This is a genomic window from Bacillus sp. AF62, assembly GCF_050312695.1.
In the GTDB taxonomy this organism is placed as follows: domain Bacteria; phylum Bacillota; class Bacilli; order Bacillales; family Bacillaceae_G; genus Bacillus_A; species Bacillus_A cereus.
Genome location: NZ_JBNPJZ010000076.1, coordinates 105105 through 131424 on the forward strand (window position 1 = coordinate 105105; position 26320 = coordinate 131424).

The window sequence follows — 26320 nt, forward strand, 5'->3', positions numbered from 1 at the left end:
CATGTCAGATTACCTCGTAATCGTGGAGTCGCCTTCTAAGGCGAAGACCATTGAGAAATATTTAGGGAAAAAATACAAAGTTGTCGCGTCTATGGGACATGTACGCGATTTGCCAAAAAGTCAAATGGGGATAGAAGTAAAGAACAACTTCACCCCGAAGTATATTACCATTCGTGGTAAAGGTCCCGTCTTAAAGGATTTAAAATCAGCGGCGAAAAAAGCAAAGAAAGTTTATCTCGCGGCCGATCCAGACCGCGAAGGGGAAGCGATTGCTTGGCATTTAGCGAATACGTTAAATGTGGACGTTGAATCAGATTGTCGGGTTGTGTTTAATGAGATTACGAAAGATGCAATCAAAGAATCATTTAAACATCCTCGCGCAATTAATATGGATTTAGTAGATGCACAACAAGCAAGACGCATACTTGATCGTCTTGTTGGTTACAATATTAGTCCTTTATTATGGAAGAAAGTAAAAAAAGGATTAAGTGCAGGGCGTGTACAATCTGTAGCAGTTCGTTTAATCATCGAACGTGAAAAGGAAATTCAAAGCTTTGAACCTGAAGAATTCTGGACAATTAAAACAGAATTTGTAAAAGGAAAAGACACATTTGAAGCAAGTTTTTACGGTGTAGATGGTGAAAAAGTTCAATTAACGAATGAAACGCAAGTGAATGAAATAATTGAACAGATGAAAGACAATGCGTTTTCAGTTGAAAATGTAACGCGCAAAGAGCGAAAACGTAATCCTGCATTACCGTTTACAACATCTTCCTTGCAACAAGAAGCAGCACGTAAGTTAAATATGCGAGCAAAGAAAACGATGATGCTTGCACAGCAATTGTATGAAGGGATAGATCTTGGAAAACAAGGAACTGTAGGTCTTATTACGTATATGAGAACTGATTCAACACGTATCTCAGAAACAGCTCAAACAGAGGCACGTACTTACATCACTGAAGCGTATGGTACGGAATACATAGGAACAGAAAAGAAGAAAGAATCGAAAAAGTCAAATGCACAAGATGCACATGAGGCAATTCGTCCTACTTCGGTAATGAGAAAGCCAGAGGAACTGAAAAGTTTCTTAAGTCGTGATCAACTTCGATTATATAAATTGATTTGGGAGCGATTTGTTGCAAGTCAAATGGCGTCTGCTATAATGGATACTGTGACAGCGAGACTCATTAATAACAATGTTCAGTTCCGTGCAAGTGGATCGGTTGTAAAGTTCCCAGGATTTATGAAAGTGTATGTAGAGTCGAAAGATGATGGTGCGGAAGAAAAGGATAAGATGTTGCCGCCTTTAGAAGTAGGGGAAACTGTATTTTCAAAGGATTTAGAACCGAAGCAACATTTTACACAACCTCCTCCGCGCTATACAGAGGCCCGTCTAGTAAGAACACTTGAAGAACTTGGAATTGGAAGACCGTCGACTTATGTACCTACACTTGAAACGATTCAAAAACGTGGATATGTAGGTTTGGATAATAAACGCTTCGTTCCGACTGAACTTGGTGAAATAGTAATTGAACTTATTTTAGAGTTTTTCCCAGAAATTATTAACATTGAATTTACTGCCAATATGGAGCAAAGCCTTGATGAAGTAGAAGAAGGAAATGCCAATTGGGTGAAAATTGTTGATGATTTCTACGTAGGATTTGAACCGCGCTTAGAAAAAGCGGAAAAAGAAATGCGTGAAGTGGAAATTAAAGATGAGCCAGCTGGGGAAGACTGTGAATTATGCGGACATCCAATGGTCTTTAAAATGGGTAAATACGGGAAGTTTATGGCTTGTTCGAATTTCCCTGATTGTCGTAATACAAAAGCGATTGTGAAAGAAATCGGTGTAACTTGTCCGAAATGTGAAGAAGGACAAATTATTGAGCGTCGCAGTAACAAAAAGAAACGTCTTTTCTATGGATGCGGTACGTATCCAGAGTGTGACTTTGTATCTTGGGATAAGCCAATTGGTCGTAAATGTCCGAAGTGTGAAGGCATGCTTGTAGAGAAAAAGTTAAAAAAAGGCGTGCAAGTACAATGTATTTCGTGCGATTATGAAGAAGAACAACAAATGTGAGCGTAACTGCTCACATTTTTTTCGGGAAGAAAAGGAAAGGTGATATAAATGACAACACAAGTAGTAAACGTCATTGGCGCAGGTCTTGCAGGAAGTGAAGCAGCTTACCAAATTGCAAAACGTGGTGTCCAAGTTAGATTATATGAAATGAGGCCGGTAAGGCAAACACCAGCTCATCACACAGATAAATTTGCTGAATTAGTATGTAGTAATTCACTTCGTGCAAACACTTTAACAAATGCAGTTGGAGTTATTAAAGAGGAAATGCGTTTAATGGATTCTGTAATTATTCGTGCGGCAGACGAGTGCTCTGTACCAGCTGGAGGTGCTTTAGCTGTAGACCGTCATGAGTTCGCAGCTAAAGTAACAGAATACGTAAAAAACCATCCGAATGTAACTGTAGTGAACGAAGAGCTTACTGAAATTCCAGAAGGACCAACAATTATTGCAACAGGTCCACTTACATCTCCTGATCTTGCTGCACAATTAAAAGAACTAACAGGTGAAGATTATTTCTATTTCTACGATGCGGCAGCACCAATCGTAGAAAAAGACAGCATTGACATGAATAAAGTATATTTAAAATCGCGTTATGACAAAGGTGAAGCTGCATATTTAAATTGCCCAATGACAGAAGAAGAGTTTGACCGTTTTTATGAGGCTTTAATTGCTGCTGAGACAGTGCCTTTAAAAGAGTTTGAAAAAGAAATTTTCTTTGAAGGTTGTATGCCAGTAGAAGTTATGGCAAGTAGAGGGAGACAGACGCTAGTATTTGGACCTATGAAACCTGTTGGATTGGAAGATCCAAAAACAGGAAAAACGCCATATGCTGTTGTTCAGTTGCGTCAAGATGATGCAGCGGGAACTTTATACAATATCGTAGGTTTCCAAACGCATTTAAAATGGGGACCACAAAAAGAAGTGCTACAGTTAATTCCGGGACTGGAAAATGCAGAGATTGTACGTTATGGTGTAATGCATCGTAATACGTTTATTAATTCACCTAATTTGCTTCGTCCAACATATCAATATAAACAACGTGATGATTTATTCTTCGCTGGTCAAATGACTGGAGTAGAGGGATATGTTGAATCAGCAGCATCAGGATTATTAGCGGGAATTAATGCTGCACGTCTTGTGCAAGGTGAAGAGCCAGTTGTATTACCGTCAGTAACTGCAATGGGTAGCATGGCAAATTACATTACGGCAACGAATGCTAAAAACTTCCAACCGATGAATGCGAACTTCGGTCTATTTGCACCGTTAGAGAAAAAGATCAAAAAGAAAGCGGAACGAAATGAAGCATACGCAACACGCGCTTTAGAAACAATTCAAAATTTTGTAAATATTTAGTTAAATTTCTTGCAAAGGCTACTAAGTTGTGATATGATTTAGTAGCCTTTATTGAGGTGAGTTGTGTGAATGTGAAGAAATTGTTACAATTATTCGTTGGATATTTACAAATTGAAAGAAATTATTCAAAATATACAATTGCAAGTTATCAAAATGATTTAGAACATTTTGTGCAATTTATGGAGCGAGAAGGCATATCCTCTTTTTTAGACGTTACATACGCGGATGTTCGTTTGTACTTAACGACGTTGCACGATGAAAAGTTAGCCCGTAAATCTGTCGCAAGAAAAGTATCAAGCTTACGAAGTTTATATCGTTTTTTGATGCGTGAAGGTTATCGAAAAGATAATCCGTTTGCACTTGCGTCACTCCCCAAAAAAGAATTGTCAATCCCAAAGTTTTTATATGCTGAAGAGTTAGAGGAATTATTTGAAGTTTCTGACACGGGAACACCATTAGGTCAAAGGAATCAAGCTTTATTAGAGTTGATGTATGCGACTGGAATCCGTGTGAGTGAATGTGTCAATTTACAACTTACCGATATTGACTTTGCGGTGGGAACAATTTTAGTAATGGGAAAAGGAAAAAAACAAAGGTATATTCCGTTCGGAAGCTATGCGCAAGATTCTTTAATTACTTATATAGAGAATGGGAGAAAACAGTTAGTTAATAAGACTGACGAAGACTCTCGTATGGTATTTTTAAATGCGAAAGGTACACCGCTAACAAGTCGTGGAGTACGTTATGTTTTAAATGAACTCATTAAAAAGGCGTCACTGACAATGCGGATAAGTCCCCATATGTTAAGGCATACATTTGCTACACACATGTTAGATGAAGGGGCGGATTTACGTACTGTACAGGAGCTATTAGGTCATGAGAATTTGTCGACTACACAAATTTATACGCATGTCTCTAAAGAAAGATTGCGTTCTGTTTACATGAAGCATCACCCGCGGGCATAAATTGCTTTAAAAGCTATAAAAACAAATAAAGGAGTTTTTTCTATGGGGAATTTCCACGCTACAACGATATTTGCAGTTCATCATAATGGAGAATGTGCAATGGCTGGAGATGGTCAGGTGACAATGGGAAATGCTGTTGTAATGAAACATACAGCTCGTAAAGTTCGCAGACTTTTCCAAGGTAAAGTTTTAGCTGGTTTTGCAGGTTCAGTTGCTGATGCATTTACTCTTTTTGAAATGTTTGAAGGAAAATTAGAAGAGTATAATGGCAACTTGCAGCGTGCTGCTGTTGAAATGGCAAAACAATGGCGTGGCGATAAAATGTTACGTCAACTAGAAGCGATGCTCATTGTCATGGATAAAACAACTATGCTTCTTGTTTCAGGTACAGGAGAAGTGATTGAACCGGATGATGGTATTTTAGCAATTGGATCTGGTGGAAATTATGCGCTTTCTGCAGGTCGTGCTTTAAAGCAATATGCAAGTGAACACTTAACAGCGAAACAAATTGCGAAAGCGAGTTTAGAGATTGCTGGTGATATTTGTGTTTATACGAATCACAACATAATTGTTGAAGAATTGTAGAATCGTAAGGGAGGCATTTTATATGCATTTACATTTTACTCCGCGCCAAATTGTGGAAAAATTAGATCAATATATCATCGGTCAAAAAGACGCAAAGAAAGCGGTTGCTGTAGCGTTGAGAAATCGATACCGTCGCAGTAAATTAGCTGAAAATTTACGTGATGAAATAGCACCTAAAAACATTTTGATGATTGGACCGACAGGTGTTGGGAAAACAGAGGTAGCACGACGAATGGCGAAACTCGTTGGAGCACCTTTTATTAAGGTTGAGGCTACAAAATTCACAGAAGTTGGATATGTGGGTAGAGATGTAGAGTCGATGGTACGTGACCTTGTGGAAACATCGGTTCGTATCGTAAAAGAAGAAATGGTAGTGAAAGTTCAAGATAAAGCAGAAGAGCAAGCGAATCAACGTCTTGTTGAAATTTTAGTACCGAGTCCGGAGAAGCAATCTGGATTTAAAAATCCATTAGAGATGCTTTTTGGGGGCGCTCAAAATTCGAGTCAAACGTCTGATACACAAGAAGATGGTGAAATCGAAAAGAAACGTCAAGATGTGGAGAGAAAGCTTGCTGCAGGGCTTCTTGAAGAAGAGATTGTATCGATTGAAGTGACTGAGCAACAGTCGTCAATGTTTGATATGTTACAAGGAACTGGCATGGAGCAAATGGGAATGAATTTCCAAGATGCGTTAGGGAGTTTTATGCCGAAAAAAACAAAAAAACGTAAACTTTCTGTAAAAGAAGCAAGAAAACTCTTGACAAATGAAGAGGCACAGCGCTTAATTGATATGGATGAAGTTACACAAGAGGCTGTTTATCGTGCTGAACAGCTCGGGATTATTTTTATCGATGAAATTGACAAAATTGCTGGTAAGCAGTCGAATAGCGTAGATGTATCACGTGAAGGTGTGCAACGTGACATTTTGCCAATTGTAGAAGGGTCGAATGTTGCGACAAAATACGGATCAGTAAAAACGGATTATATTTTATTCGTTGCAGCTGGAGCGTTCCATATGTCTAAACCGTCGGATTTAATTCCGGAATTGCAAGGGAGATTTCCGATTCGAGTAGAATTAACAAAATTATCGACAGACGATTTTGTTAAAATATTAATCGAGCCTGACAATGCGTTAATTAAACAATATATGGCATTATTAGCGACTGAAGGTATAGAAATTGAATTTTCAGACGAAGCTATTCGTAAGATTGCTGAGATTGCTTATCAAGTTAATCAGGATACAGATAATATTGGAGCAAGAAGACTTCATACGATTATGGAGAAGCTCCTTGAAGATTTATCGTTTGAAGCATCTGAAATTACGTTAGAGAAAATAACGATAACTCCTCAATACGTTGAGGAGAAATTAGCAACAATTGCTAAAAATAAAGATGTGAGCCAGTTTATTTTGTAATAGTGTCATCAGGTGACTCGCCCTAGTTTCCAAGTGATGAAAAAATATGTGAGTAACATGTAGGAGGAACTTTTGAAATGGAATTATTAGCAAAAACAAGAAAATTAAATGCGTTATTACAGAGCGCAGCAGGGAAGCCTGTAAACTTTAGAGAAATGTCTGACACAATGTGTGAAGTAATCGAAGCAAACGTATTCGTAGTTAGTCGTCGTGGTAAATTACTAGGTTATGCAATTCACCAACAAATCGAAAACGAACGCATGAAGCAAATGCTTGCAGAACGTCAATTCCCAGAAGAATATACACAAAGCTTATTCAACATTACAGAAACATCTTCAAACTTAGATGTGAACAGTGCTTACACAGCATTCCCGGTAGAAAACAGAGAATTATTTGGTCAAGGTTTAACTACAATCGTACCAATCGTTGGTGGTGGTGAGCGTCTAGGTACTTTAGTATTAGCTCGTCTTGGTCAAGAGTTCTTAGATGACGATTTAATCCTTGCTGAGTACAGCTCAACTGTTGTAGGCATGGAAATCTTACGTGAAAAAGCAGAAGAAATCGAAGAGGAAGCACGTAGTAAAGCTGTTGTTCAAATGGCAATCAGCTCATTATCTTACAGTGAGTTAGAAGCAATTGAGCATATCTTCGAAGAATTAAATGGAACAGAAGGTTTACTTGTTGCAAGTAAAATTGCTGATCGTGTAGGAATTACTCGTTCTGTAATCGTAAATGCACTACGTAAATTAGAAAGTGCTGGTGTAATTGAGTCTCGCTCTTTAGGTATGAAAGGAACATACATTAAAGTGCTAAACGACAAGTTTCTACAGGAACTTGCTAAATTAAAAACAAACTAATTTATAAAAAACTCTCCTCGATCGAGGAGAGTTTTTTTGTGCAATGGATTGATGGTGCTTGTGAAAAGTGCCATAAGCGTGTTTTCTGGGAAAACTATTAATTGTGTTTTACTTTTTTGCTTAAAAGAAATGAAGGTTGGTAATACTAGAATTCGAGTATGAACAAAGAAAGTTTTACATTGTTCGCATTTTCGACTTGATTGTAATATTTCAGTATGATATAGTAAGCAGTGGTGTCAGTACAAAGTACACACGTTTACTGATTTAAGTGTTGGTGCTACGTTTGTAGTTTCGCTTAGAGATGAAGTAAACGGAGGATATCAAAAACCATTTAGGAGGAACTATATTATGTCAGTAATTTCTATGAAGCAATTGCTTGAAGCTGGTGTTCATTTCGGACATCAAACTCGTCGTTGGAACCCAAAAATGAAGCGTTACATTTTCACAGAGCGTAACGGTATCTACATCATCGACTTACAAAAAACTGTGAAAAAAGTTGAGGAAGCTTACAGAACGATGCGCGACATCGCTGCTGAAGGTGGAGACATCTTATTCGTAGGTACTAAAAAACAAGCACAAGAAGCTATTAAAGAAGAAGCAACTCGTGCTGGTATGTACTTCGTTAACCAACGTTGGTTAGGTGGAACTTTAACAAACTTCCAAACAATCCAAAAGCGTATCAAGCGTCTTAAAGACATCGAAAGAATGCAAGAAGATGGTACTTTCGAAGTACTTCCTAAGAAAGAAGTTGTTCAACTTAAAAAAGAGTTAGAGCGTCTTGAGAAATTCTTAGGCGGTATTAAAGATATGAAAGGTCTTCCAAGTGCATTATTCGTAGTAGACCCTCGTAAAGAGCGTATTGCAGTTGCTGAAGCACGCAAATTACACATTCCAATCATCGGTATCGTTGATACAAACTGTGATCCAGACGAAATCGATCACGTTATCCCAGCAAACGATGATGCAATTCGTGCTGTAAAACTTCTTACATCTAAAATGGCAGACGCGATCCTTGAAGCAAAACAAGGTGAAGAAACTGTTACTGCGTAACAAAGTTGGAAAGGTGATAAGGGGTTCGGCCTTTTATCACCTTTTTTAAGGTATAAACACCTTTATAAAAGGTATAAATACATATTTTAGGAGGATGAAAAATATGGCAATCACTGCTCAAATGGTAAAAGAATTACGTGAAAAAACTGGCGCAGGTATGATGGACTGCAAAAAAGCTTTAACAGAAACTAACGGCGACATGGAGAAGGCAATTGACTTCTTACGCGAAAAAGGTATTGCGAAAGCTGCTAAAAAAGCAGACCGCATTGCTGCTGAAGGTTTAACTTTCATCGAAACAAACGGTAACGACGCTTTAATCTTAGAATTAAACTCTGAAACTGATTTCGTTGCGAAAAACGAAGGTTTCCAAGCACTAATTAAAGAATTAGCTGCTCACTTATTAACTAACAAACCAGCTAACGTTGAAGAAGCTATGGCTCAAACAATGGAAAACGGTAAAAACGTTGAAGAGCACATCAACGAAGCAATCGCTAAAATTGGTGAAAAACTTACACTTCGTCGTTTCGAAATCGTATCAAAAACTGATGCAGATGCATTCGGCGCTTATCTACACATGGGTGGACGCATTGGTGTATTAACAGTTCTTGAAGGTTCTACTGATGAAGCTGCTGCTAAAGATGTTGCAATGCACATCGCTGCAGTTAACCCTAAATACATCGACCGCGATGCTGTAACAGCTGAAGAAGTTGAGCATGAGCGTCAAGTATTAACACAACAAGCATTAAACGAAGGCAAGCCTGAAAAAATCGTTGCAAAAATGGTTGAAGGCCGTCTAGGCAAATTCTTCGAAGAGATTTGCTTACTTGACCAAGCATTCGTTAAAAACCCTGATATGAAAGTTCGTCAGTTCGTTGAGTCTAAAGGCGGAACATTAAAAGGATTCGTTCGCTACGCTGTTGGTGAAGGTATCGAAAAACGCGAAGACAACTTTGCTGAAGAAGTAATGAACCAAGTAAAAGGTAGTAACTAATACAGATTAGGGAACACATTGTGTTCCCTTTTTTAAAATAAAGATGTAAGCAATTGGAGGTTCATTATGAGTAAACCGAAATATAATCGTGTCGTTTTAAAGCTAAGTGGAGAAGCTTTAGCTGGAGAGCAAGGATTTGGAATTAATCCAACTGTTATTAAGTCAGTTGCAGAACAAGTAAAAGAAATTGCAGAACTTGATGTAGAGGTTGCTGTTGTTGTTGGTGGCGGTAACATTTGGCGTGGGAAAATTGGAAGTGAAATGGGCATGGATCGTGCAGGAGCAGATTACATGGGCATGTTAGCTACAGTTATGAATTCATTAGCTCTTCAAGATAGCTTGGAGAATATTGGAATCCAAACTCGTGTACAAACTTCAATTGAGATGCGTCAAGTGGCAGAGCCTTACATTCGCCGTAAAGCAGTTCGTCACTTAGAGAAAAAACGTGTTGTTATCTTTGCAGCAGGTACAGGTAATCCATACTTCTCTACAGATACAACAGCAGCATTACGTGCAGCGGAAATCGAAGCAGACGTTATTTTAATGGCAAAAAATAATGTGGATGGCGTATATAGCGCAGATCCATCTATTGACCCAACAGCTACGAAATACGAAACGCTTACTTACTTAGATGTATTAAAAGAAGGTTTAGGTGTAATGGATTCTACAGCTTCTTCTCTATGTATGGATAATGATATTCCATTAATTGTATTCTCAGTTATGGAAAAAGGTAATATTAAACGTGCCGTTTTAGGCGAAAATATTGGAACAGTTGTAAGGGGGAAATAAATATGGGACAACAAGTATTGAAGTCTTCAAATGAAAAAATGGAAAAAGCAGTTGCTGCTTATTCTCGTGAATTAGCAACAGTTCGCGCTGGTCGTGCAAGCTCGTCTGTATTAGATAAGGTACAAGTTGATTACTATGGTGCACCAACACCAGTTGTGCAATTAGCGAACATTACAGTTCCAGAAGCACGTTTACTTGTAATTCAACCTTATGATAAAACTTCTATCGGTGATATCGAAAAAGCAATTTTAAAAGCAGATTTAGGCTTAAACCCTTCTAATGATGGAACTGTAATTCGTATTGCATTCCCTGCATTAACAGAAGAGCGTCGTCGTGATCTTGTTAAAGTTGTGAAAAAATATGCTGAAGAAGCAAAAGTAGCTGTTCGTAACGTACGTCGTGACGGAAATGATGATCTTAAGAAGCTTGAAAAAGCTGGCGAGATTACAGAAGATGATTTAAGAGGATATACTGAAGATATCCAAAAAGAAACAGATAAATATATTGCAAAAGTTGACGAAATCGCAAAAAACAAAGAAAAAGAAATCATGGAAGTGTAATAGCGATAACTTCGCAAATATGACCCTCTTCTTAAGGGGGTCTTTTTACACTTTTAGGCATACGTCTGCTTGTTGGAGGGTATGAATGATGTTTAAAAACTTTCCTTTTTTTAAAGGTAAAAAGGACACATCGTTTGATCATCTCGTTGAAGAAGTGAAAAAAGGATATATCCCAGAACATATTGCCATCATTATGGATGGGAATGGAAGATGGGCAAAGAGGAGAGCAATGCCTCGTATTGCGGGACATCATGAAGGTATGCAAGTTGTAAAGAAAATTACAAAATTTGCAAGTAAACTTAATGTGAAAGTGTTAACTCTTTATGCTTTTTCAACTGAGAACTGGAAAAGACCGAAAAAGGAAGTTAATTATTTAATGAAGCTTCCAGAAGAATTTCTAGGTACATTTTTACCAGAATTGATTGAAGAAAACGTACAAGTCCGAGTAATAGGGCAAAAAGATCGTCTTCCTACGCATACACGCAGAGCGATGGAGAAAGCCATGGAAGATACGAAAGAGAATACGGGATTAATTCTTAATTTCGCGTTAAACTATGGAAGTCGAGATGAAATCGTTTCTGCTGTGCAACATATGATGAAAGATAATGAGGAAGGAAAAATTCGTTCTGAAGAGGTAAGTGAAGAAATGCTTTCCTCCTACTTAATGACGAGTTCTTTACCCGATCCAGAGTTGTTAATCCGAACAAGCGGAGAGCTACGTATTAGTAATTTCATGTTATGGCAAATTGCATATTCGGAGTTTTGGTTTACGGATGTGTATTGGCCAGACTTCAAAGAAGAACATTTGCTAAATGCGATTACTGACTTTCAACATAGAGGGCGCAGATTCGGAGGCGTGTAGAAAGAGAGGGTTTGGTAGTGAAACAGAGAATTATTACTGGAGTGGTTGCTGCCGCGCTATTCATTCCCATCGTAATATACGGTGGCGTGCCTTTTACGGTTTTAGTGTATGCACTTGCTTCTATAGGTTTATATGAATTAATTCGTATGAATAAGCTTACGCTTATTTCAGTACCGACAGTTTTAGCTGCAGTATTATTGTGGATTCTTTTAATTCCAAGTAGTGCATCAGAACTGTTTACATGGATTGGATTAGGTAAATTGGAAATCACATTTGTGATTGTTTTATTACTTTTATCATATACAGTCCTTTCTAAGAATACATTTACTTTTGATAATGCTTCATTTTTACTAATGGCAACGACATATGTAGCAATGGGATTCTTATATTTAAATGAAACGAGAATATTAGGAATTAAATATGTGTTTTGTGCATTATTTGTTATATGGGCTACTGATTCAGGCGCATATTTCGTAGGAAAAGCATTAGGCAAGAGAAAATTGTGGCCAGAAATTAGTCCAAATAAAACGATTGAAGGTTCATTAGGCGGCATCGTTTGTGGAATTATTGTGGCACTTGTTTACAACGTGTTCTTCCCAGTCGAATCGAATGTAGTAATTTTAATTGTGCTGACAATTATCATTTCTATTTTTGGACAAATTGGTGATTTAGTACAATCTGCTTTTAAACGTCATTATGGCGTAAAGGATTCAGGTACAATTTTACCTGGGCATGGTGGTATATTAGATCGAACAGATAGTTGGTTATTCGTTTTACCAATTCTCTACTTCTTATTACAATACAATTAATAAATGAACGAGGGGTTGGAGTCATGAAAAACATTAGTTTATTAGGTGCAAGCGGATCGATTGGTACACAAACTTTAGATGTATTACGCTCGCACCCAGACCAATTCCGTCTCGTTGCTTTTTCTGTAGGGAAAAATATTGACTACGCAGTAAAGGTAATTCAAGAATTTTCTCCGCAAATCGTCTCTGTGCAAAGAGAGGAAGATGTTTTAAAATTACAAACTGTTTCTGGTAATACAAAAATTGTATATGGTAGTGAAGGACTTTTAGAAGTAGCATTACATCCAGATGCGGAGATTGTAGTAAATGCTGTTGTAGGTAGCGTAGGGTTGTTACCGACACTTCGTGCGATTGAGGCGAAAAAAACAATTGGAATTGCAAATAAAGAAACGTTAGTAACTGCAGGACATCTTGTAATGGAAGCAGCGCGAAAACATAATGTTTCGTTACTTCCAGTAGATAGTGAACATTCGGCTATTTTTCAATGCTTGAATGGTGAAAATGAAAAAAGAATTTCTCGTCTTATTATAACGGCTTCTGGTGGAAGTTTCCGTGATAAAACGAGAGATGAATTGCATCATGTGACCGTAGAAGATGCGCTTCGACATCCAAACTGGTCAATGGGTTCGAAAATTACAATTGATTCTGCTACAATGATGAATAAGGGACTAGAAGTAATTGAAGCACATTGGCTTTTTGGTATCCCTTATGAGCAAATCGATGTTGTTTTACATAAAGAAAGTATTATCCATTCTATGGTTGAATTTGAAGATCGTAGTGTAATGGCGCAGCTTGGTTCACCTGATATGCGAGTACCAATTCAATACGCACTTACATATCCTGATAGATTGCCTCTTTCAGACACAAAACAGTTAAACTTATGGGAAATAGGGACGTTGCATTTTGAGAAAATGGACCAAGAACGATTCCGTTGTTTACGTTTTGCGTATGAAGCTGGAAAAGCTGGTGGAAGTATGCCAGCTGTAATGAACGCAGCGAATGAAGTAGCTGTTGAAGCTTTTTTACAAAAGAGAATTGGTTTCTTAACAGTGGAAGACCTCATTGAAAAAGCAATGAACCATCACAATGTCATTGCACGTCCGAGCTTAGAGGAAATTCTGGAAATTGATGCAGCCACAAGACGGTTTGTGATGGAACAAATTTAGCAAAGGTGGTTATGGAATTGAATACAGCGATTGCCTTTATATTAATTTTCGGTGCACTCGTATTTTTCCATGAGCTAGGGCATCTATACTTCGCGAAAAGAGCAGGCATTTTATGCCGCGAGTTTGCGATTGGTTTTGGTCCGAAAATATTCTCATTTGAAAAGAATGAAACGGTGTATACGATTCGATTACTGCCTCTGGGTGGCTATGTAAGAATGGCTGGCGAGGATGCAGACACAGTTGAGTTAAAGCCAGGGAAAAAGGTTGGCCTTGTGCTAAATGAAAAAGACGAAGCTGTGAAATTAGTTTTTGATGGATATGAAAAATATCCAAATGTTCGTGTTATTGAAGTCGAACAAGCTGATTTAGAGCATAATCTAACGATTTCAGGCTATGAAGAGTATGAGGAAGAGCTTCAAACATTCCGAGTGAATGAAAAGGCTCGCATCATTACTGCTGGAGAAGAAATTCAAATTGCTCCATATAACAGGCAATTTGGCTCTAAAAAATTGGGTCAACGCGCTTTAACAATCTTTGCGGGTCCTGCAATGAACTTCATTTTAGCATTTGTTATTTTTGTGATTCTTGGATTTGTACAAGGGGTTCCTATTGACAAACCAATGGTCGGAAAAGTGATGGATAATAGTGCAGCACAGCAAGCTGGCCTGAAAGAGAATGATACAATTCAAGCGATTGATGGGAAAAACACAAGTACATGGAAAGATGTTGTTACTATTGTACGTGAAAACCCGAATAAAGAAATTACGTTACAAGTAAAGCGTGATAATGAACAGTTTAATGTGAAAGTAACGCCAACACTTGATAAAGAAGGAAAAGACGAAGTTGGTAGAATTGGTGTTTATTCTCCTGTAGAGAAAACAGTAATGGGTTCTATTAAATCAGGATTTGAACAAACGTACCAATGGACGAAACTAATTTTTGAATCTCTTGTGAAATTAGTAACTGGTCAATTTTCTATTAATGAGTTGTCAGGTCCAGTAGGAATTTATAATCTAACAGATCAAGTTGTAGATTATGGATTTACGCGTGTACTAAGTTTAGCGGCAGTTCTAAGCATTAATCTTGGTTTATTTAATTTATTACCAGTTCCTGCTTTAGATGGTGGCCGTTTATTCTTCTTCTTAATTGAAGCGTTACGAGGGAAACCAATTGACCGTCAAAAAGAAGGAATGGTTCATTTTATTGGTTTTGCATTATTAATGTTATTAATGTTAGTTGTAACATGGAATGACATTCGTAAGTTTTTCTTGTAAAATAGAATGAAACTAATAATGAAATAGAGCTCGTAGAATAAAATCCCTCACCTAATTCGAGGTGAGGGGTTTTACTGCGTGTAAGAGTAAAATGAAGAGGTGCAAATAAATGAAACAAAGTATGGTATTCAGTCCTACATTACGTGAAGTTCCAGCTGATGCTGAAATTAAGAGTCATCAATTATTACTTCGCGCAGGTTTTATGCGTCAAAATGCTTCTGGTATTTATAGTTTTCTACCATTTGGATTAAAAGTATTACACAAAGTAGAACGTATCGTTCGAGAAGAAATGGAGCGTGCAGGAGCTGTAGAATTATTAATGCCAGCTATGCAAGCTGCAGAATTATGGCAAGAATCAGGTCGTTGGTATTCATACGGATCTGAATTAATGCGTATGAAAGATCGTAACGCTCGTGAATTCGCATTAGGAGCGACACATGAGGAAGTAATTACGGATCTTGTGCGTGATGAAGTGAAATCATATAAAAAATTACCGTTAACATTATACCAAATTCAAACAAAATTCCGTGATGAGCAAAGACCTCGTTTCGGTTTATTACGTGGAAGAGAGTTTCTAATGAAAGATGCATACTCTTTCCATGCTACACAAGAGAGCTTAGATGAAGTATACGATCGCTTATATAAAGCATACTCTAACATTTTTGCTCGTTGTGGCTTGAATTTCCGTGCAGTTATTGCTGATTCTGGAGCAATGGGCGGAAAAGATACACATGAATTTATGGTATTATCTGATGTTGGTGAAGATACAATTGCATACTCTGACACATCTGATTATGCAGCAAACATCGAAATGGCTCCTGTTGTAGATACGTATACGAAGAGTGACGAAGCAGAAAAAGCTCTTGAAAAAGTAGCAACACCAGACCAAAAAGCAATTGAAGAAGTATCTGCATTCTTAAACATTGTAGCTGACAAGTGCATTAAGTCTATGGTATTTAAAGTAGATGAGAAATTAGTAGTTGTACTTGTTCGTGGTGATCACGAAGTAAACGATGTGAAAGTGAAAAATGTATACGGCGCTTCAGTTGTTGAGCTTGCTTCTCATGAAGAAGTAAAAGAATTATTAAATTGTGAAATTGGTTCATTAGGGCCGATTGGTGTAACAGGTGATATTGAAATTATTGCTGATCACGCTGTAGCATCAATTGTTAACGGATGTTCAGGAGCGAACGAAGAAGGATTCCATTATGTAAATGTAAATCCAGAACGTGACTTTAAAGTAAGTCAATATACAGATTTACGCTTCATTCAAGAAGGAGACCAATCTCCAGATGGAAACGGAACAATTCTTTTCGCACGCGGAATTGAAGTTGGTCATGTATTCAAATTAGGAACTCGTTATAGTGAAGCAATGAACGCGACATTCCTAGATGAAAACGGAAAAACACAACCACTTATTATGGGTTGTTACGGTATCGGTGTATCTCGTACAGTGGCAGCAATTGCAGAGCAGTTTAACGATGAGAACGGCTTAGTTTGGCCAAAAGCTGTAGCACCATTCCATGTGCATGTAATTCCAGTAAATATGAAATCTGATGCACAACGTGAAATGGGTGAAAATATCTACAACTCATTACAAGAACAAGGCTATGAAGTGTTATTAGACGATCGTGCAGAACGTGCAGGTGTTAAGTTTGCAGATGCAGATTTATTCGGTCTTCCAGTTCGCGTTACAGTTGGTAAAAAAGCAGACGAAGGTATTGTAGAAGTGAAAGTACGTGCTACAGGTGAGTCTGAAGAAGTAAAAGTAGAAGAACTTCAAACATATATTACAAATATTTTAAAATAAGAAGAGGTACCTCGTAATGGGGTACCTTCTCTTTCTTTGTAAACGTATTTTGTAAAAGAAGAAGGAAGAAATCTTTCTTTGTAGTACGTTTCAATTTATAATAGCAAATGGAAGGAGAGTGCTTATGTCTTTAACAAATGAACAACAAGAGCGATTTCAAATTTTGCTCCAGCAGTTGCAAATACCAGACGACCTTATAAATCAATATTTACAAGGCGGTGGTATTGAAAGGCTCGTTATTGATAAAGCGAATAAAAGTTGGCATTTTGATTTACAAGTGCCACGTATTTTGCCTACAGAATTATATGAATTGCTAGAAACAAAGCTTAAGCAATCATTTTCTCATATTGCAAGAACAACATTTGCATTAGAAACAGAGAATAAACAATTTACAGAAGAAGAAGTAAGGGCGTATTGGCCACTTTGTACGGAACGAATTACATTTTCACCCATGTTCGCGTACTTAAAGAAGCAACTTCCGCAGGTGAATGGAGTGAAGTTGTTGATAAATGTAAATAACGAGTTGGAGTCTACTGCTTTAAAGAAAAACGTTGCGAAACCAGTGGGGGATCAATACGAAGTTTTTGGATTCCCGCGTTTCCAGTTAGACACACATATACAGCAAAATGCAGAAGAAATGCAAAAGTTTCGTGAGCAAACTCAGCAAGAAGACCGCGAGCGTGTTATACAAGCTATGGAAGAAATGGCGAAGAAGCAAGCTGAAGAAAGTAGCGTTGTGCATGAAGGACCGATTACACTCGGGTATCTTATTAAGCCGGATGAAGAGATTACACCGATGCGAGAAATTCAAGATGAAGAAAGAAGAAAAACGGTTCAAGGATATGTCTTCCATGTAGAAACAAAAGAGCTTCGTAGTGGGCGTACGTTATTAACTTTAAAAATAACGGATTATACGGATTCTATTATGATCAAAATGTTCTCGCGTGACAAAGAAGATATTCCAATGCTGCAATCCTTGAAAAAAGGAATGTGGGTGAAAGCGCGTGGTTCTGTTCAAAACGATACATTCGTTCGAGATTTAGTAATGATTGCAAATGATATTAATGAAATAACAGGGCCGTCTCGTAAAGATAAAGCGCCAGAAGGCGAAAAGCGTGTAGAACTTCATCTTCACACTCCGATGAGCCAAATGGATGCTGTTACTCCTGTTTCTAGGCTTGTTGCCCAAGCTGGTAAATGGGGACATGAAGCTATTGCGGTTACAGACCATGCTGTGGCTCAGTCGTTCCCGGAGGCATATTCTGCGGGGAAAAAAGCTGGAGTTAAAGTTATATACGGTGTAGAAGCGAATTTAGTTAATGATGGTGTACCGATAGCGTATAACGAGGCGCATCGTTTACTTGCGGAGGAAACGTATGTTGTTTTCGATGTTGAGACGACAGGTTTATCAGCTGTATACGACACAGTCATTGAGTTGGCTGCCGTAAAAGTAAAGGGTGGCGAAATCATTGATCGCTTTGAATCTTTCGCAAATCCACATCAACCATTATCAGCGACGATTATTGAATTAACAGGTATTACAGATGATATGTTAACTGATGCACCAGAAGTGGACGAAGTGTTTAAAAAATTTGAGGAATGGATGGGTGACCATACACTTGTTGCCCATAATGCAAGCTTTGATATGGGCTTTATTAACGTAGGTTTTAAAAAGGCTGGGTTAGAAAAAACGAATAACCCCGTTATTGATACGTTAGAACTTGCACGATTCTTATTCCCAGAAATGAAAAATCATCGATTAAATACGATGTGTAAAAAACTTGATATTGAATTAACGCAACATCACCGTGCGATTTATGATACAGAAGCGACGGGATATTTACTTGTGAAAATGTTGAAAGATGTAATTGAAAAGGGATTTGAATATCACGATCAATTAAATGATAGCATGGGACAAGGGGATGCGTATAAGCGTGGCCGTCCAAGTCATATGACGTTACTTGCCACATCAGATGTTGGGTTGAAAAATTTATATAAACTTGTTTCATATTCTCACCTTAATTACTTTTACCGTGTACCACGAGTACCGAGGTCACTATTAAAAAAATACCGTGAAGGAATTTTAGTAGGAACGGCTTGTGATAAAGGTGAAGTATTTGAGGCAATGATGCAAAAAGCTCCTGAAGAGGTAGAAGAAATTGCACAGTTCTATGATTACATTGAAGTAATGCCTCCAGAGGTGTTGCGTCATTTAGTAGAGCGTGAACTCGTTCGAGATGAAGGACAATTAAAAACAATTATCTCTAACTTAGTAAAACTAGGTGAGACGTTAGATAAACCAGTTGTCGCTACAGGGAACGTGCATTACTTAGATCCAGAAGATGCAATGTATCGTAAAATTTTAGTTAGTTCACAGGGCGGGGCAAATCCGTTAAATCGACATTCATTACCGCCAGTACATTTCCGTACAACTGATGAAATGCTAGAGTGTTTTTCATTTTTAGGTGAGGACAAAGCGAAAGAAGTTGTTGTAACGAATACACAAAAAGTTGCGTCATTAATTGGTGATGTTCGTCCGGTAAAAGATGATCTATATACACCGAAAATTGAGGGTGCCGATGATGAAACACGTGATATGAGTTATAAAATGGCACGCAGTATATACGGTGAAGAACTACCAGAAATTGTAGAGGCTCGCTTAGAAAAAGAATTGAAAAGTATTATTGGACATGGATTTGCCGTTATTTATTTAATCTCACATAAGCTTGTGAAAAAATCGTTAGTCGACGGATATCTAGTAGGTTCGCGTGGTTCAGTAGGTTCATCGTTCGTTGCAACGATGATGGAAATTACAGAAGTAAACCCATTACCACCACACTATGTCTGTCCAAAATGCAAGCAATCTGAATTCTTTAATGATGGTTCGGTAGGCTCTGGTTTCGACTTACCAGATAAAGATTGTCCGACATGTAATGTGGCATATGTAAAAGATGGACATGATATCCCATTCGAAACGTTCCTTGGATTCAAAGGAGATAAGGTACCTGATATCGATTTGAACTTCTCCGGGGAATACCAACCACGTGCACATAACTATACGAAAGTACTGTTCGGTGAAGATTATGTATACCGTGCTGGAACGATTGGTACAGTTGCGGAAAAAACAGCTTATGGATATGTAAAAGGTTATGCAAATGATCACAATTTAACAATTCGGAATGCAGAGATTGACCGCTTAGTAGCGGGATGTACAGGGGTAAAACGTACAACTGGACAGCATCCAGGTGGTATTATCGTTGTGCCAGATTACATGGATATCTTTGATTTCTCCCCAATACAGTTTCCTGCTGATTCAATTGGTGCTGAGTGGAGAACAACGCATTTTGACTTCCACTCGATTCATGATAATTTATTGAAACTTGATATACTAGGACACGATGATCCGACCGTTATTCGTATGTTACAAGATTTAAGTGGTATTGATCCGAAAACAATCCCAACGGATGATCCAGAGGTAATGAAAATTTTCTCTGGTCCAGAAACGTTAGGGGTAACGGAAGAACAAATTAACTGTAAAACAGGTACACTTGGTATCCCAGAATTCGGTACGAAATTCGTAAGACAGATGTTAGAAGAGACAAAACCAACGACATTCTCAGAATTGGTCCAAATTTCTGGGCTGTCACATGGTACTGACGTATGGCTGGGTAATGCAAATGAGTTAATTTATAACGGTACATGTACGCTGAGTGAAGTTATCGGTTGTCGTGATGACATCATGGTATATTTAATCTATCAAGGTTTAGATCCATCATTAGCCTTCAAAATCATGGAGTCGGTTCGTAAAGGTAAAGGTGTACCGGAAGAATGGGAAGATGACATGAAAGGTAATAATGTACCAGGTTGGTATATTGATTCATGTAAGAAGATTAAATATATGTTCCCTAAAGCCCATGCGGCTGCTTACGTACTTATGGCTGTGCGTATCGCATACTTTAAAGTACATTTTGCACTTTTATTCTATGCGGCATATTTTACAGTCCGTGCAGATGATTTTGATGTAGAGGCGATGGCGAAAGGTTCAGCATCTATACGTGCAAGAATTGATGAAATTGCTCAAAAGGGACTCGATGCTGCGCCGAAAGAGAAGAGTTTATTAACGGTACTAGAAATGACACTTGAAATGTGTGAGCGTGGATACTCATTCCAAAAGGTTGATTTATACCGTTCGCATGCAACGGAATTTATTATTGATGGGGACTCATTAATCCCTCCGTTTAATGCAGTGCCTGGTCTTGGTACGAACGCAGCCTTAAGTATTGTGGAAGCGCGCAAAAATGGAGACTTCTTATCAAAAGAAGACTTACAGCAACGAAGTAAGGTTTCGAAAACAATTATTGAGTATTTAGATAGCCAAGGTTGTTTAGGAGATTTGCCGGATCAAAACCAATTATCACTGTTCTAATAGGTAGGAAAAGTCTTTGCAAATCAATATTTGCTATGGTATACTATAAACCGAGATAACCATGTCATGTATATTTTGTGAAAAAGAGAGTGGGGAAACCCACTCTTTCGTGTTACTATCTACATTTTATTCATGTAGATAGTAAAGACATTTCTGTCGTATATACATATTTTGTTACAAGTTTTACTTCTTAAATTTGGTAATACTAAGACAGATATTCCCTGCTTAACGGCAGGGGCTTTTGTTAGCTAACGAGAAAGAATAAGATAGACCGTCTTTATGAACGGGATCTTTTCTTGTAAATGGTACATGGCGGCAGGAAGGAGGCTGTTTATGGATAAGAAAGTCACAGAAGTTGTAGAAGCATTTGCGCAGCCAATCGTTGAAGAGTTAAATCTTGAACTTGTAGATGTAGAGTATGTGAAAGAAGGACAAGACTGGTTCTTACGCGTATTCATCGATTCTGAAAAGGGAGTCGACATTGAAGAATGCGGTGCGGTAAGTGAACGTTTAAGCGAAGCTTTAGATAAAGAGGATCCAATTCCTCACCTTTACTTTTTGGATGTATCATCTCCTGGAGCAGAACGCCCATTAAAGAAAGAGAAAGACTTCCAGCAAGCGGTAGGAAAACAAGTGGCAATAAAAACATATGAGCCGATTGATGGCGAAAAGATGTTTGAAGGAAAGTTACTTTCCTACGACGGTACTACAATTACACTACTATTAACAATTAAAACACGTAAAAAAGAAATCCAAATTCCAATGGATAAAGTTGCAAATGCGCGACTTGCTGTTACGTTTTAGTAAGAAGGGGGATCTTCATGAGCACTGAGTTGTTAGATGCTTTGCTCGTATTAGAGTCAGAAAAAGGTATTAGTAAAGATATTATTATTGATGCGATTGAAGCAGCGTTAATCTCTGCTTATAAACGCAATTTTAACCAAGCACAAAACGTTCGTGTGAGCTTTAACCCAGAAGTGGGAACAATTCAAGTTTTAGCACGTAAGGACGTTGTTGATAATGTGTTTGATCCACGTCTTGAAATCTCTGTAGAAGAGGCAAGACAAATTAATCCAAACTACCAAGATGGCGACGTACTAGAAATTGAAGTAACGCCAAAAGATTTTGGTCGTATTGCAGCGCAAACTGCAAAACAAGTTGTAACACAACGAGTTCGTGAAGCAGAACGTGGTGTTATTTACTCAGAATTTAGTGATCGTGAAGAAGACATTATGGTTGGTATTGTACAACGCCAAGATGCTCGTTTCATCTACGTAAGCTTAGGTAAAGTAGAAGCTTTATTACCTGTAAGTGAGCAAATGCCAAATGAGCAATATAAGCCACATGATCGTATTCGCGTATTTATTACAAAAGTAGAAAAGACAACAAAAGGACCACAAATTTACGTATCACGTACACATCCTGGTCTTTTAAAACGTTTATTCGAAATGGAAGTTCCAGAAATTTATGATGGAACTGTAGAAATTCGCTCTGTAGCGCGCGAAGCAGGAGATCGTTCTAAAATCTCTGTGCATGCAGAAAACATTGATGTTGATCCAGTTGGTTCTTGCGTAGGACCGAAAGGACAACGTGTACAACGTGTTGTAGATGAACTAAAAGGTGAAAAGATTGACATCGTTCGCTGGTCAAATGATCCAGTTGAATATGTTGCAAATGCTTTAAGCCCATCACAAGTTGTTAAAGTACTTGTAGATGAAGATGAAAAAGCAACAACTGTTGTTGTTCCAGACCACCAGCTATCATTAGCTATCGGTAAGCGTGGACAAAATGCGCGTCTTGCAGCTAAATTAACAGGCTGGAAAATTGATATTAAAAGTGAGTCTGATGCGAAACAACTTGGAATTGTAACAGAAGAAGATAGCGTAATCGCATTCGGATTCGATTCAGTTGAAGACGAAATCGAATAGAGGTGATGAGTATGAGCAATCGAAAAGTTCCGTTACGAAAATGTATCGCGACGCAAGAGATGAAATCAAAACGAGAGCTCGTTCGCATTGTTCGTTCCAAAGAGGGCGAAGTGTCTATTGATTTATCTGGAAAAAAATCAGGACGAGGTGCATATTTGTCAAAAGATAAAGAATGCATTATGCAAGCCCAAAAGAAAAACATTTTGGAACATCATCTAAAAGCGAAAATCGACAGTTCTCTGTACGAAGAGCTTCTTGAGCTTGTTGAGAAGGAGTCGAAATAAGTGTCCGATTGGAAATCGTTTTTAGGACTAGCAAATCGCGCTCGAAAAATCATTTCGGGTGAAGAACTCGTTTTAAAAGAAGTACGAAGTGGTAAAGCAAAGCTCGTATTGCTTTCTGAAGATGCGTCAGCGAACACTACTAAACGTATCACTGATAAAACGACGTACTACAACGTACCAATGAAAAAAGTCGAAAATCGACAACAATTAGGGCATGCGATTGGGAGAGACGAGCGAGTCGTTGTAGCTGTGTTAGATGAAGGCTTTGCGAAAAAGCTACGTAGCATGCTCGATACAAATTACCGGGGGTGAAGGTATGAGTAAAATTCGAGTACATGAATATGCAAAAAAAAATAATATCTCAAGTAAAGATCTTATGACAAAACTTAAAGAGATGAATATCGAGGTTTCGAATCATATGACAATGTTAGAAGATGAAGTAGTAAATAAATTAGATAATGAATATAACACTGGAGCGGAAAAACCTTCTGTTGCAGATGAGTTTGAAGTAGAAGAGAAAGTTGTTCGCAGTAAAAAGAACAGCAATAAGAAAAAGAAAAAAGGCAAAGGAAATGAAGACAAACGTCAAGATAACTTTGCTGGAAGACAACAAACGCAAATAGTAGAAACGCCAGATAAAATTACTTTCTCTGGAAGCCTTACAGTAGGTGAACTTGCTAAAAAGTTAAGTAAAGAGCCATCTGAAATTATTAAAAAGCTCTTCATGCTTGGAATTATGGCAACAATTAACCAAGACTTGGATAAAGATACAATTGAGTTAATTGCTACTGATTACGGTATTGAAGTAGAAGAAGAAGTAGTTGTAAGTGAAACTGAGTTTGAAACATTCATTGATGAGCAAGATGATGAAGAAAACTTAAAAGAGCGTCCAGCTGTTGTTACGATTATGGGACACGTTGACCATGGTAAAACAACATTACTTGACTCAATTCGTAATTCAAAAGTAACTGCTGGCGAAGCGGGTGGAATTACTCAGCATATTGGTGCATACCAAGTTGAAGTAAATGATAAGAAAATTACATTCTTAGATACGCCTGGTCACGCGGCATTTACAACGATGCGTGCTCGTGGTGCGCAAGTAACTGATATTACAATCCTTGTTGTTGCAGCTGATGACGGTGTTATGCCTCAAACAGTTGAAGCGATTAGCCATGCAAAAGCAGCTGGAGTACCAATTATTGTTGCTGTGAATAAAATGGATAAACCAGCGGCGAATCCTGATCGTGTAATGCAAGAATTAACAGAATATGAATTAGTTCCAGAAGCTTGGGGCGGAGATACAATTTTCGTACCAATTTCTGCAATCCAAGGCGAGGGAATTGACAACTTGCTAGAGATGATTCTTCTTGTAAGTGAAGTAGAAGAATATAAAGCAAACCCAAATCGTTATGCAACGGGTACTGTAATTGAAGCACAGCTTGATAAAGGTAAAGGAACTATCGCGACATTATTAGTTCAAAACGGTACACTTCGAGTTGGAGATCCAATCGTTGTTGGAACTTCATTCGGGCGTGTTCGTGCAATGGTAAGTGATATTGGTCGTCGTGTAAAAGTTGCTGGTCCATCAACTCCTGTTGAAATTACAGGTTTAAATGAAGTACCACAAGCTGGAGATCGTTTCATGGCATTCGCTGATGAGAAGAAAGCTCGTCAAATCGGTGAATCACGTGCACAAGAAGCGTTAGTTGCACAACGTGGTGAGAAATCTAAATTAAGCCTTGAAGATTTATTCCAACAAATCCAAGAGAGCGATGTAAAAGAAATCAACTTAATCGTAAAAGCAGACGTACAAGGTTCTGTTGAAGCGATGGCAGCGTCACTTCGTAAAATTGATGTTGAAGGCGTAAAAGTTAAAATCATTCACACTGGTGTAGGTGCGATTACAGAATCTGATATCATTTTAGCTTCTGCATCTAATGCAATTGTAATTGGATTTAACGTACGTCCGGATGTGAACGCGAAGCGTACAGCTGAATTAGAGAACGTTGATGTTCGCTTACACCGCATTATCTACAAAGTAATCGAAGAAATTGAATTAGCAATGCAAGGTATGCTGGATCCAGAATTCGAAGAAAAAGTAATCGGTCAAGCGGAAGTTCGTCAAACATTCAAGGTAACAAAAGTTGGAACAATCGCAGGTTGTTACGTAATTGACGGTAAAATTACACGCGATAGTGGCGTTCGTATTATCCGCGATGGTATCGTAATTTTCGAAGGACAACTTGATACGTTAAAACGTTTCAAAGACGACGTAAAAGAAGTTGCACAAAACTATGAGTGTGGTATTACAATTGAGAGATATAATGACCTTAAAGAAGGGGACATCATTGAAGCATACGTTATGGAAGAAGTGAAGCGATGATTGTCGCTTCACTCTCATTCGAGTGTATGATTTACGATGTGCATTCTTTAAAAGAGAAACGGGCAATTTTGCAACGAGTGCTAACTCGTGTGAAACAGCGCTATAATGTAGCTGTTTCTGAAGTTGGGCATCAAGATGTATGGCAACGTACAGAAATTGCGATTGTTTCCGTATCCTCAAATCGTGTTATCTGTGAAAAAGAAATGAATCGTGTACTGGAGTACATCGATTCATTTCCTGAAATTGAACGTACGATAACACAATTGGAATGGTATTGAATGAGGTGAAGAGTTATGAAATTACGTGCAAACCGTGTAGGCGAGCAAATGAAAAAAGAATTAGGCGACATCATTAGTCGTAAAATTAAAGACCCACGTATCGGATTTGTTACAGTAACAGATGTACAAGTGAGTGGTGATTTGCAAATTGCCAAAGTATATATTTCTGTTTTAGGTGACGAAGAACAGAAAGAAAATACGTTAAAAGGTTTAGCGAAGGCAAAAGGCTTTATTCGTTCAGAAATTGGCCAACGTATTCGTCTTCGTAAAACACCGGAAATTACCTTTGAGTTTGATGAGTCTATCGGATATGGTCATCGAATTGATACACTTTTACATGAAATTAATAAAGACGGTAAACGTGAAGAATAATGGATAGACATTTGTCTATCCATTTTTTCAATGCAAAATAAGTTTTGGATATTTACTACGAAAGAATTATGATGAGGTGAACAT

Annotated in this window: 23 protein-coding genes; all 23 read left to right on the forward strand. The window is 38.0% G+C overall.

Annotated features, from left to right (window positions below; all coding sequences use genetic code 11):
• Position 1: 1 nt before the first annotated feature.
• A complete protein-coding gene (gene topA, locus ACQRBL_RS18715; RefSeq protein WP_001286955.1) occupies positions 2-2080 on the forward strand; it encodes a type I DNA topoisomerase in 2079 nt (692 codons plus the stop codon).
• Between the two features lie 48 nt (positions 2081-2128).
• The gene (gene trmFO, locus ACQRBL_RS18720) at positions 2129-3433 is read left to right on the forward strand and encodes an FADH(2)-oxidizing methylenetetrahydrofolate--tRNA-(uracil(54)-C(5))-methyltransferase TrmFO (protein WP_000213006.1); all 1305 of its coding nucleotides are present in this window, start codon (positions 2129-2131) and stop codon (positions 3431-3433) included.
• Positions 3434-3498: 65 nt separating this feature from the next.
• A complete protein-coding gene (xerC, locus tag ACQRBL_RS18725; RefSeq protein WP_001101245.1) occupies positions 3499-4398 on the forward strand; it encodes a tyrosine recombinase XerC in 900 nt (299 codons plus the stop codon).
• A 42-nt stretch (positions 4399-4440) separates the two neighbouring features.
• Positions 4441-4983, forward strand: a complete 543-nt coding sequence (hslV, locus tag ACQRBL_RS18730; RefSeq protein ID WP_000526274.1) for an ATP-dependent protease proteolytic subunit HslV — start codon at positions 4441-4443, stop codon at positions 4981-4983.
• Between the two features lie 22 nt (positions 4984-5005).
• On the forward strand, positions 5006-6397 hold the full coding sequence (hslU, locus tag ACQRBL_RS18735; protein WP_000550085.1) for an ATP-dependent protease ATPase subunit HslU: 1392 nt from the start codon (positions 5006-5008) through the stop codon (positions 6395-6397).
• 77 nt (positions 6398-6474) lie between these two features.
• The gene (codY, locus tag ACQRBL_RS18740) at positions 6475-7254 is read left to right on the forward strand and encodes a GTP-sensing pleiotropic transcriptional regulator CodY (RefSeq protein WP_000421290.1); all 780 of its coding nucleotides are present in this window, start codon (positions 6475-6477) and stop codon (positions 7252-7254) included.
• A 348-nt stretch (positions 7255-7602) separates the two neighbouring features.
• Complete coding sequence (gene rpsB, locus ACQRBL_RS18745; protein ID WP_000111485.1) at positions 7603-8304, forward strand: 30S ribosomal protein S2; 702 nt, start codon at positions 7603-7605, stop codon at positions 8302-8304.
• A gap of 103 nt (positions 8305-8407) precedes the next feature.
• Positions 8408-9295, forward strand: a complete 888-nt coding sequence (gene tsf, locus ACQRBL_RS18750) for a translation elongation factor Ts (RefSeq protein ID WP_001018577.1) — start codon at positions 8408-8410, stop codon at positions 9293-9295.
• Between the two features lie 66 nt (positions 9296-9361).
• A complete protein-coding gene (gene pyrH / locus ACQRBL_RS18755; RefSeq protein WP_000042669.1) occupies positions 9362-10084 on the forward strand; it encodes a UMP kinase in 723 nt (240 codons plus the stop codon).
• A 2-nt stretch (positions 10085-10086) separates the two neighbouring features.
• Positions 10087-10644 carry a ribosome recycling factor gene (gene frr / locus ACQRBL_RS18760; RefSeq protein ID WP_000531505.1) on the forward strand — a complete coding sequence of 186 codons (558 nt, stop codon included), beginning with the start codon at positions 10087-10089 and terminating at the stop codon, positions 10642-10644.
• Between the two features lie 85 nt (positions 10645-10729).
• Entirely contained in the window at positions 10730-11506 is a 777-nt protein-coding gene (gene uppS, locus ACQRBL_RS18765) for an isoprenyl transferase (RefSeq protein WP_411996004.1), read from the forward strand.
• A gap of 17 nt (positions 11507-11523) precedes the next feature.
• Complete coding sequence (gene cdsA, locus ACQRBL_RS18770) at positions 11524-12315, forward strand: phosphatidate cytidylyltransferase (protein WP_000813592.1); 792 nt, start codon at positions 11524-11526, stop codon at positions 12313-12315.
• A gap of 23 nt (positions 12316-12338) precedes the next feature.
• Positions 12339-13481: a 1-deoxy-D-xylulose-5-phosphate reductoisomerase gene (gene dxr / locus ACQRBL_RS18775; protein ID WP_000790379.1), complete on the forward strand. Its 1143-nt coding sequence runs from the start codon at positions 12339-12341 to the stop codon at positions 13479-13481.
• A gap of 17 nt (positions 13482-13498) precedes the next feature.
• Complete coding sequence (rseP, locus tag ACQRBL_RS18780; RefSeq protein ID WP_001090233.1) at positions 13499-14755, forward strand: RIP metalloprotease RseP; 1257 nt, start codon at positions 13499-13501, stop codon at positions 14753-14755.
• Positions 14756-14864: 109 nt separating this feature from the next.
• Positions 14865-16565 carry a proline--tRNA ligase gene (locus ACQRBL_RS18785; protein WP_411996005.1) on the forward strand — a complete coding sequence of 567 codons (1701 nt, stop codon included), beginning with the start codon at positions 14865-14867 and terminating at the stop codon, positions 16563-16565.
• A gap of 124 nt (positions 16566-16689) precedes the next feature.
• Positions 16690-20991, forward strand: coding sequence for a PolC-type DNA polymerase III (locus ACQRBL_RS18790; RefSeq protein ID WP_000060002.1), 4302 nt, complete (start codon positions 16690-16692; stop codon positions 20989-20991).
• A gap of 333 nt (positions 20992-21324) precedes the next feature.
• Positions 21325-21795, forward strand: coding sequence for a ribosome maturation factor RimP (rimP, locus tag ACQRBL_RS18795; RefSeq protein ID WP_000359095.1), 471 nt, complete (start codon positions 21325-21327; stop codon positions 21793-21795).
• Between the two features lie 17 nt (positions 21796-21812).
• Complete coding sequence (gene nusA, locus ACQRBL_RS18800) at positions 21813-22919, forward strand: transcription termination factor NusA (protein WP_000102598.1); 1107 nt, start codon at positions 21813-21815, stop codon at positions 22917-22919.
• 11 nt (positions 22920-22930) lie between these two features.
• Complete coding sequence (gene rnpM / locus ACQRBL_RS18805) at positions 22931-23203, forward strand: RNase P modulator RnpM (protein WP_000071125.1); 273 nt, start codon at positions 22931-22933, stop codon at positions 23201-23203.
• Positions 23204-23515 carry a YlxQ family RNA-binding protein gene (locus ACQRBL_RS18810; protein WP_001286522.1) on the forward strand — a complete coding sequence of 104 codons (312 nt, stop codon included), beginning with the start codon at positions 23204-23206 and terminating at the stop codon, positions 23513-23515.
• A gap of 4 nt (positions 23516-23519) precedes the next feature.
• A complete protein-coding gene (gene infB / locus ACQRBL_RS18815; protein ID WP_000036347.1) occupies positions 23520-25586 on the forward strand; it encodes a translation initiation factor IF-2 in 2067 nt (688 codons plus the stop codon).
• Positions 25583-25864: a DUF503 domain-containing protein gene (locus ACQRBL_RS18820; RefSeq protein ID WP_000634349.1), complete on the forward strand. Its 282-nt coding sequence runs from the start codon at positions 25583-25585 to the stop codon at positions 25862-25864. Before infB ends, ACQRBL_RS18820 begins: the two co-directional genes overlap by 4 nt.
• Before the next feature lie 15 nt (positions 25865-25879).
• Positions 25880-26236: a 30S ribosome-binding factor RbfA gene (gene rbfA, locus ACQRBL_RS18825; RefSeq protein ID WP_000776437.1), complete on the forward strand. Its 357-nt coding sequence runs from the start codon at positions 25880-25882 to the stop codon at positions 26234-26236.
• The last annotated feature ends 84 nt before the right edge of the window (positions 26237-26320 follow it).